The 13141-nt window shown below is 70.1% G+C and carries 11 protein-coding genes and 1 pseudogene; 4 read left to right on the forward strand and 8 right to left on the reverse strand.

The window, feature by feature from the left end; genetic code table 11:
* Nucleotides 1–324: 324 nt before the first annotated feature.
* Complete coding sequence (locus IE263_RS44575; protein ID WP_189943859.1) at nucleotides 325–975, reverse strand: DNA-3-methyladenine glycosylase; 651 nt, start codon at nucleotides 973–975, stop codon at nucleotides 325–327.
* Between the two features lie 147 nt (nucleotides 976–1122).
* On the opposite strand from IE263_RS44575, the gene IE263_RS44580 reads away from it, so the two are divergent.
* Nucleotides 1123–1905 (forward strand): sporulation protein, encoded by a 783-nt coding sequence (locus tag IE263_RS44580; RefSeq protein WP_189943860.1) that lies wholly within the window; start codon nucleotides 1123–1125, stop codon nucleotides 1903–1905.
* Nucleotides 1906–2015: 110 nt separating this feature from the next.
* Here the strand turns inward: IE263_RS44580 and IE263_RS44585 are convergent, their stop codons facing one another.
* Nucleotides 2016–5417 carry a LamG-like jellyroll fold domain-containing protein gene (locus IE263_RS44585; RefSeq protein WP_189943861.1) on the reverse strand — a complete coding sequence of 1134 codons (3402 nt, stop codon included), beginning with the start codon at nucleotides 5415–5417 and terminating at the stop codon, nucleotides 2016–2018.
* Between the two features lie 77 nt (nucleotides 5418–5494).
* On the opposite strand from IE263_RS44585, the gene IE263_RS44590 reads away from it, so the two are divergent.
* Together IE263_RS44590 and IE263_RS44595 are read left to right on the forward strand one after the other, a co-directional pair.
* Nucleotides 5495–6034: a YbhB/YbcL family Raf kinase inhibitor-like protein gene (locus IE263_RS44590; protein WP_189943862.1), complete on the forward strand. Its 540-nt coding sequence runs from the start codon at nucleotides 5495–5497 to the stop codon at nucleotides 6032–6034.
* A gap of 212 nt (nucleotides 6035–6246) precedes the next feature.
* Nucleotides 6247–6753: an HNH endonuclease gene (locus tag IE263_RS44595; RefSeq protein ID WP_189943863.1), complete on the forward strand. Its 507-nt coding sequence runs from the start codon at nucleotides 6247–6249 to the stop codon at nucleotides 6751–6753.
* A 114-nt stretch (nucleotides 6754–6867) separates the two neighbouring features.
* Here the strand turns inward: IE263_RS44595 and IE263_RS44600 are convergent, their stop codons facing one another.
* The 3 genes and pseudogenes from IE263_RS44600 to IE263_RS44610 form a co-directional block, all read right to left on the reverse strand.
* Nucleotides 6868–7824 carry an SPFH domain-containing protein gene (locus IE263_RS44600; RefSeq protein ID WP_189943864.1) on the reverse strand — a complete coding sequence of 319 codons (957 nt, stop codon included), beginning with the start codon at nucleotides 7822–7824 and terminating at the stop codon, nucleotides 6868–6870.
* 142 nt (nucleotides 7825–7966) lie between these two features.
* A complete protein-coding gene (locus IE263_RS44605) occupies nucleotides 7967–8398 on the reverse strand; it encodes an NfeD family protein (RefSeq protein ID WP_189943865.1) in 432 nt (143 codons plus the stop codon).
* Between the two features lie 334 nt (nucleotides 8399–8732).
* A pseudogene (locus IE263_RS44610) lies at nucleotides 8733–9263 on the reverse strand (ABC transporter ATP-binding protein); the annotation flags it as partial.
* Between the two features lie 154 nt (nucleotides 9264–9417).
* Here IE263_RS44610 and IE263_RS44615 point away from each other — a divergent pair.
* Nucleotides 9418–10206 carry an Rv1486c family protein gene (locus IE263_RS44615; RefSeq protein ID WP_189943867.1) on the forward strand — a complete coding sequence of 263 codons (789 nt, stop codon included), beginning with the start codon at nucleotides 9418–9420 and terminating at the stop codon, nucleotides 10204–10206.
* Nucleotides 10207–10787: 581 nt separating this feature from the next.
* Here IE263_RS44615 and IE263_RS44620 read toward each other — a convergent pair.
* The 3 genes from IE263_RS44620 to IE263_RS44630 all read right to left on the reverse strand — a co-directional run bounded on the left by IE263_RS44620 (nucleotide 10788) and on the right by IE263_RS44630 (nucleotide 13025).
* Nucleotides 10788–11033: a chaplin gene (locus IE263_RS44620; protein ID WP_189943868.1), complete on the reverse strand. Its 246-nt coding sequence runs from the start codon at nucleotides 11031–11033 to the stop codon at nucleotides 10788–10790.
* A gap of 179 nt (nucleotides 11034–11212) precedes the next feature.
* On the reverse strand, nucleotides 11213–11854 hold the full coding sequence (locus IE263_RS44625; RefSeq protein ID WP_189943869.1) for a response regulator: 642 nt from the start codon (nucleotides 11852–11854) through the stop codon (nucleotides 11213–11215).
* The gene (locus tag IE263_RS44630) at nucleotides 11847–13025 is read right to left on the reverse strand and encodes a GAF domain-containing sensor histidine kinase (protein WP_189943870.1); all 1179 of its coding nucleotides are present in this window, start codon (nucleotides 13023–13025) and stop codon (nucleotides 11847–11849) included. The genes IE263_RS44625 and IE263_RS44630 overlap by 8 nt, the downstream gene beginning before the upstream one ends.
* Nucleotides 13026–13141: the final 116 nt, after the last annotated feature.

The raw sequence follows: 13141 nt of genomic DNA on the forward strand, positions 1-13141 counted from the left end.
CTCTCAGGCTTTCCTCCGGGCGCTTCCCTTCGGTCTTGCGTTTCCGACTCTATCAGATCCTTTCGGTGTCTGATTCCCGGTCGGCGGGATTTGTCTGGAGGCTTTGAGCTTTCGCCCGTCGGCCTTTCGACATTCACTACGTTAGCCGACTCCCTCGGCAACTCATAATCGAGTTCCTGCGAGTCGAATTCGGGCATGCAGGCACGCCGAATTCGCTCCCGCTGAGGGGCGTTGTAGGTAGTGGGTTGGCCGCTTCCGGCTGCTGGCGAATGCCGTACCCGGTTCAAGCGGCTCGGGCTACGTTACGCCCCCGTCAAGGGCGAGTCAACTTCGTCGGCGCCTGGGGACATGGGCCCGATAGGGGCTCACCGTCGGGTCGTCGGCCACCCAGTAGCGCCAGGGGTGGACGTCGCCGTTCCCGCCGTCACCGGCGACCCCGGTGCGCGGACCGTTGCGTACCTGGTCGGAGGGCACGGGGGCGCCGGTCAGTATCCGAAGCGGTGTCTCGCCGGGAGCGCAGGCATCCGTGCCGTCGAGGGCTCGGTCCACGTCCAGGGCCGTGGCCAGCCGGGCCGGGCCTTTGGCCAGTTCCTTGTCGTCACGGGCTGAGAGTCGACGTTTGCGGGCCAGCTCGGCGCCCTCGATCACCTCGCCGGCGCGGAGCAGGACGGCGCTCGCCTTGCCGTCCGGGCCGCAGACGAGGTTCATGCAGTGCCACATGCCGTAAGTGAAGTAGACGTAGACGTGGCCGGGCGGGCCGAACATCACGCTGTTGCGGGCGGTGCGGCCGCGATAGGCGTGGGAGCCGGGGTCGTTCGGGCCGTCGTAGGCCTCGACCTCCGTGAGGCGGAGGGTGATCGGACCGTCCGGGGTGGTGCGGACGAGGAGGCGGCCGAGGAGGTCGGGGGCCACGTCCAGGACAGGGCGGTCGAAGAAGGACCGGGGCAGGGGCGTACGGTCGGGGGTCGCGATCATGCACTCCGAGCGTAGTGGAGACGAGTGGGTGCGTCGGGGTGGTCGGCGGGCACTCGGCTTGCCAGGGTGTGAGGGCGGAACCGGCCACGGCCGGATCGCGTTTCTAGGGATCAAGGATCCCGTCGTACAGGTCGTAGAGGGAGAGTCATGGCGTTCAAGAAGCTGCTCGCGAGTCTCGGGGCCGGTGGGGCTTCGGTCGAGACGGTGCTGACGGAGGTCAACGTCGTCCCGGGCGGCGTCGTCCAGGGTGAGGTGCGGATTCAGGGCGGGTCCGTCAACCAGCAGATCGAGGGGCTGTCGGTCGGGCTGCAGGCCAAGGTCGAGGTCGAGAGCGGCGACCAGGAGTACAAGCAGGACATCGAGTTCACGAAGCAGCGGCTCGGCGGGGCCTTCGAGCTGCAGGCGAACGCGGTGCACGCGGTGCCGTTCGGTCTTGAGATCCCGTGGGAGACGCCGATCACGATGATCGACGGGCAGACGCTGCGCGGGATGAGCATCGGTGTGACCACCGAGCTGGAGATCGCGCGGGCCGTGGACTCCGGTGACCTGGACCCGATCAACGTGCACCCGCTGCCGGCGCAGAAGGCGATCCTGGACGCGTTCATCCAGCTGGGCTTCCGTTTCAAGAACGCGGACCTGGAGCGCGGTCACATCCGGGGTACGCGGCAGAAGCTGCCCTTCTACCAGGAGATCGAGTTCTTCCCGCCGACGCAGTACCGGGGGCTGAACCAGGTCGAGCTGAGCTTTGTGGCCGACGCGCAGACGATGGATGTCGTGCTGGAGATGGACAAGAAGCCGGGGCTGTTCAGCGAGGGCAGTGACACCTTCCGGTGGTTCCAGGTGGGCCTGAACGACTACCAGGGGACCGACTGGACGGCGTACCTCAACCAGTGGCTGTCCGAGGTCGGCAGCAAGCGCAACTGGTTCTGAGACGTACTGACGCACTGGCAGGGGCCCGGAACGCCGTCGGTGTTCCGGGCCCCTGTGTGTGTCCAGGTGTGTGTCCGGGTGTGTGTCCGGGCGCTGGATGTGTTGGGGCACTACATACGGGAGTAGCCCTGCGTGGTGACCTTCTCGAAGGGGAGGTGGACGACCGTGGCCCGGTCCACGGGGTCGGTGTTCGTCTCGCGGAGGGTGGCGAGTTCCTCCGGTGTCAGGGCGCGGCGGACGAGGCGGAACTCGTCGAGGGATCCCTTGAGGCGGGTGGAGGCGGCGCCGTCGGGGCGGACGCCGAGGTAGAGGCCGGTCACGTCGAAGGTGTCGCCGTAGGTGAGGGATCCTGCCGGGACGGTGCCGGGGGTGCCGGTCACGCCGTCGACGGACAGGGTCAGTTGGGTGCCCTTGCGTTGGAGGACGACGTGGTGCCACTGACTGCCGGTGCGGAACGCGGTGTCGGGTGCGTAGGCCGTGGTGGCGGCGCTCTCCGTCTGGATGAGGGCGGCCAGGCGTTGGGATCCTGGTTCCGCGCGGAGCCAGAACTGCCGTTCGGGGGCTCCCATGCCGTAGGCCCAGGCGAGTACCGGTGTTCCGGTGGCCGTGGTGGCGTCGTAGCGGAGCCAGGTGGCGAGGGTGAAGTCGCCGGTGCCGAGGGCCTTTGACGCGGTGTACGGGAGTTCGACGGAGTCGTCGGTTCCGTCGAGGTCGATGGCGCCGCCGAAGGCTCCCGAGGTTCCGGAGAAGCCGGGGTTGCCGCGGGCGTAGGCGTGGTTGCAGTGGACGGAGGCGTCCGGGGTGGCCGGCCCGGAGGCGGGGCGCACGATGTCGTGGGTCTGGGTGGTGCCGTTCTCCATCGGCCACCAGACGAAGCTGCCGGTGGGGTAGGCGCCGGTGCCCGAGGTGGGTGCGGTGATCTTGGTGAGTTCGGTGGCCGTGAGGGCGCGGTGGTAGAGGCGGAAGTCGTCGAGGGTGCCGGTGAGGATCTCGGTGGTGCCGGGGCGGGAGCCGAGGCGCAGGCCCGGGACGGTGGTGCGGCCGGTGGTGAAGGAGCCGGTCAGGCCGTCGGCCTGCTGGGTGTGGGTGCCGTCGACGGAGACGCTGAAGGTGGTGCCGGTGCGGGTGGCGGTCAGCAGGTGCCACTGGTTGTCGCCGAAGGCCGTGCGGGTGGTGTCCGGGTCGGGGAGGGCGAAGTTGACCCTGCCCTGGTCGGTTTCGGCCCAGGCGTAGAGCTGGTCGTCCTGGGGTCGGGTGCGGATCCAGAGGGAGGGTTGTCCCGAGGTGGTCCCGTAGGCCCACAGGAGGACGGCGTTGGGGGTGGTGGGTGTGGCGCTGTAGCGGAACCAGAGGGTGTGGGTGAAGTCGCCCTCAGCCGTGTCCAGGGCGGGTACGTAGGGGACTTCGAGGCCCGGGCGGTCCGTGGCGACGGGGAGGGCGCCGAGGCCCATGCGGCTGTCGGCGGTCACGCGGGGCGTGGCGCCGGAGGCGAGCAGGAGGGTCGCGTCGGCGCAGTTGGCGGAGATGTCGTCCTCGATGGCGACCCTGGTGAGTTCGGGTTCGTCGGCGGTGTCGACGGTCTGGAAGGGGAGGTGGGCCGCGAGGGCGTTCTCCGCTCCGGTGGCGGTGTTCTTGGTGCGCAGCTCTGCCAGCTGGGCGTCCGTGAGGGCGGTGCGGTAGAGGCGGAACTCGTCGAGGGCGCCGGTGAAGGTGTCGCTCGCGGTGGCGTCGGGTTTGGCGCCGAGGCGGATGCCGTCCACGCCGGAGGCGCGGGGTGAGGTGAGCGATCCGGTCAGGCCGGTGCGGGTGACGGTGGTTCCGTCGACGGCGAGGCGGATCTGGTCGCCGGCGCGGACGAGGGTCAGGTGGTGCCAGGCTCCGTCTCCGTAGGCGGCCGAGCCGTCCGGGGCCGGGAGAGTGAGGCTGAAGCGGCTGCCGGAGCCCTCGGCCCAGGCGACGATCTGGTTGTCCTTGGGGACGGCGCGGATCCAGAGCTGTGGTTCGACGGCGTTGTAGCCGTAGGCCCACAGCAGGGCGCGTTGGGGTGTGGTCGACGTCGCCTGGTGGCGGAAGAACAGGGAGTACGTGACGTCGCCGGAGCCCGGGTCGATGGTGGGGCTGTAGGGGATGTCGGCGTGACCGCCGGGGCTGGGGAAGTCGAGGGCCTGCCGGAATCTGCCGCTGACCGGGGTCGGAAGGCCGGTGAGGTAGGCGTCGTTGGCGTCCGGCGTGGTGTCGGGGGTGGTGGGGCCGGCGCCGGGGGTGGGTTGCGGGAGGATCGTTCCGTCGAAGGTGCCCGGCAGTCCGATCGTCGTGGGTGCGAAGCGGTTGAAGTAGATGTTCGCGGCGGAGAAGTTCGCGCCGCCCTCGTAGATCAGGCCGATCTCGCCGCCGGTGAGTTCGGCGAGGTCGGAGTAGCCGGCGCGCTCGGCGTTGATCTGGCCGTTCGGGGCGTCGGTCCAGGTGGTGCCGCGGTCGGTGGAGTAGCGGATGCGCATTTTCTCGCGGGCGCTGTTTCCGCTCGGCGCGGCCAGGATCAGGGTGTCGCCCGGGTTGTTCCGGTAGGTGTGGCGCAGGGTGAGGACCGGGGCCTGGATCTGCGGTGTGGTCAGGCCCGCGACCGTGTGGCGGCCGACGGTGGTGCCGCCGTCGGTGCTGATGACGTGGGTGCGGTGCGGCTTGGTGTCGTCCTGCTCGTTGCGGGAGGCGATGTAGACGTCGCCGTTGTCGAGTTCGGCGACCGCCGTTTCGGTGGGCTTGAGCTCGCCGGCGACGTAGGAGTTCGCGGTGGTGCTCGCCTGCCAGGTCTCGCCGTGGTCCGAGCTGTAGAGGACGCCGGCCAGTTGGGTCGTGGCGGAGGGGCTCTCGTACGCGCCGACGACCAGGCGGCCGGCGTAGGGGCCGTTCTTGAGCTGGATGCCGTGCGCGGGGCCGGTGGCGAACCAGCCGGTGTTCTTGCCGCTGAGCCGGGGGATGGCGCGGGGTGCGTCGAAGGTGAGGCCGTCGTCGGTGCTCTTCTGGACGTACGGCAGGCGGGTGCCGCGGGTGGCTGGTTCGCCGGTGGAAACGAGGAAGACGTCGCCGGTGGTCTCGTCGGCGACGGGGGTGGTGTTGTCGCGGGTGTACGGCGCCTCGGGGTCGGTGGCGCTGCCGGACAGGACGGTGCGTATCGGGCCCCAGGTGCGGCCGTCGTTGGTGGAGCGGCGGACGGCGATGTCGATGGGGCCGCGGTCGGCGCAGGACGGGGAGTGGCGGCCTTCGGCGAAGGCGAGGAGGGTGCCCGCCTTGGTGCGTATCAGAGTGGGGATGCGGAAGCAGCCGTAGCCGCCGGTGCCGGAGCGGAAGAGGATCTGCTGGGTGCCGATCAGCTTGTCGTCGGAGGTGCGGGTGCCGCTCGCGTCCGCGGTCGGTGCGGCGACGAGGGTCGTGGCGAGGGTGGTGGCGACGGACAGGAGGACGGTGGCCAGAGTTCTTCGGCGTCTGCGGCTCGTAAAGGATCTCTGAGAGGGCATGGGCGCAACCGTAGGTGACGCCGTGTTGGTCGTAGGCTCGCGGGTGGATCGTTTCCGATCGTTCAGGAGGTATCGAGGTGACCGAGCTGAAGAGGCGGCCACTCCCCCACGACTTCCATCCGCCGGTGCCGTCGTTCACGGTCACGAGCGAGGACGTGCAGGAGGGTGCGACGCTCAGGGAGGCGCAGGTCCACGCGGCGGGGAACACCTCGCCGCACCTGCGGTGGGAGGGTTTCCCGCCGGAGACCAAGAGCTTCGCCGTGACCTGCTACGACCCGGACGCGCCGACGGGCAGCGGGTTCTGGCACTGGGTGCTGTTCGACCTTCCGGCCTCGGTGACCGAGCTGCCGACGGGTGCGGGCGGCGGCAAGTTCGAGGGGCTTCCGGAAGGTGCCGTTCACGCCCGCAACGACTACGGGACGAGGGACTTCGGTGGGGCCGCGCCTCCGCCCGGGGACGGGCCGCACCGGTACGTCTTCACGGTGTACGCGGTGGACCAGGAGAAGCTCGGTCCGGACGCGGACGCCTCGCCTGCGGTCGTCGGGTTCAACCTGCGGTTCCACACGATCGCGCGGGCGCAGCTGATCGGTGAGTACGAGAATCCCGCGCAGAGTTGAGGCGGTGGGCTGAGTAAGCTCATCGTTCATTCAACGTTTGCCCGTCCCTGGTCTTGGAAGTGATCAGGGGCGGGCATTTTTGTTGCCGGGGGTCGCGGGGGTCACCCCCCCGTGGGAGCAGCAGATATTGCGTTGTCCATCTCGGCGTGCCCGGCCAGAGTTGATCCCAGCCCGCCATGGGGTGGGCCGGTGCACACGGGAGGTGGGCTGGTATGCGGGACACGCTGGTACTGAACGCGAGCTTCGAGCCGCTGTCGACGGTGACGTTGAACCGAGCCGTCGTTCTGGTGCTTCAGGACAAGGCTGTCGTCGAGCAGGCCCACCCCGAACTGCGGATGCGTGGAGCCGCGGTCGACATACCGGCGCCCCGGGTGATCAGGCTGTGCAGGTACGTGCGGGTGCCCTTCCGAAGACAAGCTCCGTGGTCGAGGCGGGGTGTGCTGGTCAGGGACCGGCACCGGTGCGCGTACTGCGGTCGGCGGGCGACCACGGTGGACCATGTGGTGCCTCGGGCTCAGGGTGGTCAGGACTCCTGGCTCAACACGGTCGCCTCGTGTGCGGAGGACAACCACCGTAAGGCGGACCGGACTCCTGAGCAGGCGGGGATGCCGTTGCTGCGGCAGCCGTTCGAGCCGACGCCTCAGGACGCGATGTTGCTGGCGCTGGGGCAGGAGGACTTGGCTGCGCTGCCGGAGTGGTTGACGGTTGACGCGGCTTAGCGTTTTTCGCGTGGGGGTTCAGGTAGTTCGTTCGCGTGGGTGGTTTGTGGCTGGTCGGGCAGTTCCCCGCTCCCCTGAAGGATTGGGGAACCGCACGGCGCTCAGGAAGTGCCACTAGTCGATCTGCGGCTTCTCCCGGCGTTCTGTTCCGTTGCCGTTGCCGTTGCCGTGGTTGCCGCCGTTCGAACCGCCGCCCAGGGGGCCGAAGTTGCCCATGGCGCCGGAGAGGCCCTTGAGGGCGTCGCCGATTTCGCTGGGGACGATCCAGAGCTTGTTGGCGTCGCCCTCGGCGATCTTCGGGAGCATCTGGAGGTACTGGTAGGAGAGAAGCTTCTGGTCCGGGTCGCCGGCGTGGATGGCTTCGAAGACCGTGCGGACGGCCTGGGCCTCGCCCTCGGCGCGCAGGGCGGCGGCCTTGGCCTCGCCCTCGGCGCGCAGGATCTGGGACTGCTTCTCGCCCTCGGCGGTGAGGATGGCAGCCTGACGCGTGCCTTCGGCGGTGAGGATCGCGGCGCGCTTGTCACGGTCGGCACGCATCTGCTTCTCCATCGAGTCCTGGATGGAGGTGGGCGGTTCGATGGCCTTCAGTTCCACGCGGTTGACGCGGATGCCCCACTTGCCGGTGGCCTCGTCGAGGACGCCGCGCAGCGCCGCGTTGATCTCCTCGCGGGAGGTCAGGGTCCGCTCCAGGTCCATGCCACCGATGATGTTGCGCAGCGTGGTGACGGTGAGCTGCTCGATCGCCTGGATGTAGCTGGCGACTTCGTAGGTGGCCGCCCTCGCGTCGGTCACCTGGTAGTAGATGACCGTGTCGATGTTGACCACCAGGTTGTCCTGGGTGATCACCGGCTGGGGTGGGAACGGCACGACCTGTTCACGCAGGTCGATGCGGTTGCGGATGGTGTCGATGAAGGGGACGACGATGTTGAGTCCCGCGTTGAGCGTCCGCGTGTAGCGGCCGAAGCGCTCGACGATGGCGGCGCTCGCCTGCGGGATGACCTGGATCGTCTTGATCAGGGCGATGAAGACCAACACCACCAGAATGATCAAGACGATGATGACCGGTTCCATCGCGCTCCCCGTACCCTTCTCCGCCTCGGCACTTTCGGAAGATCTTATGGGCTGTTGAAGATCTTGCTGGTCGAGTGTGACAGACCGTCGTGTGGCTCGTGGTGCGTTCGGTTCACTTGCGTCGTGCGGGAGTTGTGCAAGGTCAGATGACGATCGCTGTGGCTCCCTCGATCTCCACGACGTCCACTTCCTCGCCGACGTCGTAGGTGCGGTCGGTGTCGAGGGCGCGGGCCGACCAGACCTCGCCGGCGAGCTTGATGCGCCCGCCGGTGCCGTCGACACGCTCCAGTACGACGGCCTGTTTCCCCTTCAAGGCGTCTACGCCGGTGGCGAGTTGGGGTCGCTGTGCGCTGTGCCGGGCCGCGATGGGCCGTACGACGGCGATGAGGGCGACCGAGACGACGACGAAGACGAGCACCTGAGCGACGGTGCCGAAACCGAGGCCCGCGGCGACCGCGGCCGCGACGGCGCCGACCGCGAACATGCCGAACTCGGGCATCGCGGTCACCACGAGCGGGATTCCGAGCGCTGCCGCGCCGACGAGCCACCACACCCACGCGTCGATGTCGTTCACGCGTTCATGGTAGGACCGCGGGTCGTGCCGCCGACAGGGCGCGAAAGGGGGCGGTCGGGGACAGCGATCAGGACAGCGGCAGGCCCTGGGCGGTCCAGCGGTCGCCGACCTGCTCCACGACGAGGGGGAGGCCGAAGCAGCGGGAGAGGTTGCGGGAGGTGAGTTCGAGTTCGACCGGGCCCGCGGCGAGGACCTTGCCCTGGCGGATCATGAGGACGTGGGTGAATCCGGGGGCGATCTCCTCGACATGGTGCGTGACCATGATCATCGAGGGGGCGATCGGGTCGCGGGCGAGGCGGCCGAGGCGGCGTACGAGGTCCTCGCGGCCGCCGAGGTCGAGGCCGGCGGCGGGCTCGTCGAGGAGGAGCAGCTCGGGGTCGGTCATCAGGGCGCGGGCGATGAGGGTGCGCTTGCGCTCGCCCTCCGAGAGGGTGCCGAACTTGCGGTCGACGTACTCGCTCATGCCGAGGCGGTCGAGGAAGGCGCGGGCGCGCTGCTCGTCGACCTCCTCGTAGTCCTCCTGCCAGTGGGCCGTCATGCCGTACGCGGCGGTCAGGACGGTCTGCAGGACGGTCTGGCGCTTGGGAAGCTTGTCGGCCATGGCGATGCCGGCCATGCCGATGCGGGGGCGCAGTTCGAAGACGTCGGTGCCGGGCTTGCCGAGGGTCTCGCCGAGGATGGTGGCGGTGCCCTGGCTGGGGTAGAGGTAGCTGGACGCGACGTTCAGCAGAGTCGTCTTGCCGGCGCCGTTGGGGCCGAGGATGACCCAGCGCTCGCCCTCCTTGACCGACCAGGAGACCTGGTCCACGAGAGCCCGGCCCTCACGGACCACGGATACGTCCTGAAGCTCCAGAACATCGCTCATGAGCGCGTTGTCTCCCCTTGCAGTGTGGCCGGACTCGGTCGTCGCGTACGCCTGTGGCTCGGACCGCCGCGCGCGGGTGGGCGCGGCCCTCCAGGAAAATCTACGCCACCGGTCGGGTGAGCAGTTCCATCGGTCCGGTCCTTAGGGTGGGGGCATGCTCTCGGAACCGCGCTCTGGTCGCCTTGCCGCTTGGGGAAATGCCCTGTTGGCCGGACTTGTCTCTCCGGACGACGCCGTGCTCGCCATCGTCGGCGAGGACGCCGTGCACCGGGTGGAGGGGCTGCCCGGCGAGGCGGCGCCCGTCGGGCTCACGCTGGCGCTGGGGCGGCTGCGGGCGGTGGGTGTGAAGGGGCTGCGGGTGGCGCTGCCCGCGCCCGGGCATCCGCTGGGGTTGAGCGGGCCGCCGGAGTTCAACGCGCGGGCGTTGGAGGCCGAGGAGGCCGTGGTCTGTCATGGCGCGGCGTTCGGGCTGGTGCCGGAGGTGTACGAGGCCGGGCCCTCCGGTGATGTGCACGTCGAGGTGGTGTGGCACTGCCTCCCTGTGCGGGAGGCGCCGCCTGCCGATGTGCCGTCGCTGGGCGAGGCGGAGCGGGAGTTGGCGGAGGCTCTGCGGGATGCTACGGCGGTCTTGTCGCGGTTGGACGTGGCGGCGTCCGGGCCGGTGGCGGAGGCGGCGATCGACGCGTACCGGGCTCGGGCCGAGCGGGAGCGGGAGGTGTTGGCGCCGGGGTATCCGCCGCGGGCGGTGCGGGTGCTGGAGTTGGCCCAACGGGTGGGGCTGTTGATCTCCCTTGCCTATGAGAACGGGCATGGGGGTGCGGTGAGTGCGTCGGAGATGGGGGCTCGGAGGGAAGCGTTGCGGCCGGTGGAGCGGACGGCTCGGCGGGCGCAGGTCGCGGCTTACAACGCGTATGTGGAGGAGCTGGAGCGGGGGGCGAGGTGAGGGTTGGGCGAGGTGAGCGTCGGGTGAGGTGAGGGCTGGGCGAGGTCAGCGTCGAGTGAGCTGAGGGCTGGGCGAGTGAGGGCTGGGCGAGGTCAGCGTCGGTCGAGTGCCGGCCGGGGTTGGCGCTGGGGGGTGGGGTGCGCAGCCCGGCGCTACGGGGTGCCGCCTGCGCCCACCCGTGCCGCCCCAGGCGGCACGCATGCCCGCAGCTGGGCGGGGGGCTTGCCCCACAGCTGGGCGGGGGATGCCCCGCAGCTTGGCGGACACGCCACCGCGGCTTGACCACACGCGCGCCCGGAGCTTGGAGGCATGCACGTCCGGAGCTTGGAGGCACGCGCGCCCGGAGCTTGGAGGCATGCACGTCCGGAGCTTGGCGGCGCGTATGCCCGGAGCCGGGCGGGTTGTGCAGGGGTGTGTGTCGTGGCTTCGGGGCTTGCGTCGGGGGCAGGGGTTTCGGGGCGTCGGGGGGTGTCGGCGGCAGTGAGGGTGGGTTCGGGGGATCGGGGACCGAAAAAAGGGGACCGGCCTCCCCCGGGGTGGGCCGGGGGAGGCCGGGAGGCAGGGTGGGTCCAGGAGGGACCTCAGTGGTTGAGGCCCTGGTTGCCGAAGGCCGGGTTCAGGGCGCCGATGACGTTCACGCTGTTGCCGACGACGTTGACCGGGATGTGCACCGGGGCCTGGACGACGTTGCCCGAACCGACGCCCGGCGAGCCCTTGGCCACGCCGTCGGCCGAGGCGCCGCAGGTGGCGGAGGCCATGCCGGCGCCCGCGGCCAGCAGGCCGCCGGCCACCATCGTCACGGCCGCTGCCTTCTTCAGGTTCTTCACTTTCTGACCCCTCCTAGTGATGGCCGCGGCAGTCGCCGCAGCACGCACTGAAGAACGCGGGCGGTCGGCGGAGGATGCGCCATCCGGGGGACATTCCCACGACGGTATGAATCTCGGACCGGAGGAGACTCCTCCGCATGGGCGCCCGGAATGCCTCCGGTTGTGCGCAGGAGCGCGTTTCAGCCGGCTACCCCATGGCGTACGGCCCACAGGGCGGCCTGGGTGCGGTCGGCGAGGTCGAGCTTCATCAGGATGTTCGAGACGTGGGTCTTGACGGTCTTCTCGGACAGGACCAGGGCTCGGGCGATCTCGCGGTTGGAGCGGCCGTCCGCTATCAGACCGAGGACCTCACGCTCGCGTTCCGTCAGCGAACCGCCTCTGCCCTGGCCGGAGTTGGCCTCCTCCTGGGAGAGGAGGGCATCCGCGACCTCCGGCTGGAGCAGGATGTGACCGGCATGCACCGAGCGGATGGCGCCGGCCAGGGCGTCGGGGTCGACGTCCTTGTAGACGTACCCGGCGGCGCCCGCGCGCAGGGCCGGGACGACCGTGCGCTGTTCGGTGAAGCTGGTGACGATCAGCACGCGCGTGGGGTTGTCGAGTTCGCGGAGTCGGCGGAGCGCCTCGACGCCGTCCATGCCGGGCATCTTGACGTCCATCAGGACGACGTCGGGCTTCAACTCCTCGGCGCGGGCGACCCCTTCGGCGCCGTCGGAGGCCTCGCCGACGACCTCGATGTCGTCCTGCACCTCCAGGAAGGTGCGCAGGCCCCGGCGGACGACCTGGTGGTCGTCGACGAGCAGCACCTTGATTGCGTCAGCCACCGGGGGCCTCCATCTCGATCGTGGTGCCCTTGCCGGGCGCCGATTCCACCGTCAGGCTGCCGCCGACGCCGCTCGCCCGGTCCCGCATGGAGACGAGGCCCAGGTGGCGGCCGGCCCTGCGGACCGTCGAGGGGTCGAAGCCGCTGCCGTCGTCCGTGACACGCAGGACCGTGCCGGGGCCGCGCTTGTGGAGGGTGACGTCGACGTGTTCCGCGCCGGAGTGGCGCAGGGCGTTGTGCAGGGCCTCCTGGGCGACGCGCAGCAGGGCCTCCTCCTGGGTCGCGGGCAGGGCGCGCACACCGTGGCTGGTGAAGGTGACGCGCGCGGAGTGGGCGCGGTCGAGAACCTGTGTCTGGGTGCGAAGGGTGGCGACGAGGCCGTCCTCGTCGAGGGCGGCGGGGCGCAGCTCCACGACGGCGGCGCGCAGTTCGTCGGCGGCCTCCGCGGCGAGCGCGGCGACCTGCTGCAGTTCGCCCTTGGCGCGGGAGGGGTCGCGGTCGACGAGGGCGGCGGCGGCCTGGGCGGTCAGGCGCAGGGAGAACAGCTTCTGGCTGACCGCGTCGTGCAGCTCGTGGGCCAGGCGGGAGCGCTCCTCGGCGATGGTCAGTTCGCGACTGCGCTCGTACAGGCGGGCGTTGGTGAGGGCGATCGCGGCGTGCTGGGCGAGGATGGCGAGCAGTTCCTCGTCGTCTTCGGTGAAGCCGCAGCCGCCGGCCGGCTTCGAGCACGGGGGGTGTGGAGGGTTTCCCCCCGCAGGACGCAGCTTGTTGGCCAGGAACAGCGCGCCGATGACCTCGTCGCCGTCCCGGATGGGCAGGCCCAGGAAGTCGGACATCTCCGGGTGGGCGGACGGCCAGCCCTCGAAGCGTGGGTCCTTGCGCACGTCGGCGAGGCGCTCGCGCCTGGCCTCGTGGAGCATCGCGGCCAGGATGCCGTGCTGGCGGGGCAGGGGGCCGATGGCCTTCCACTGCTCATCGCTGACGCCGTCGACGACGAACTGGGCGAAGCCTCCGTGGTCGTCCGGGACGCCGAGTGCGGCGTACTGCGCGTCGAGCAGCTCGCGGGCCGAGGCGACGATCGTCTTGAGGACGTCGCGCACCTCGAGGTGCCTGCTCATGGCCAGCAACGCGGAGCTCACCGCGGCGAGGCCGGACCGGGGGCCTTGACTCATGCCCTCACGGTACCGGCGGGGTGTGACAGCGGGGATCGGACCTGTGACGGCCGCGGGGTAGGGCGGGAGGCCTAGGGCGCAGGTCCCCGGATGGGGGGTGTAGGGCGAAGGGCCCC

It is taken from the genome of Streptomyces aurantiogriseus (genome assembly GCF_014649375.1).
Lineage (GTDB): Bacteria > Actinomycetota > Actinomycetes > Streptomycetales > Streptomycetaceae > Streptomyces > Streptomyces aurantiogriseus.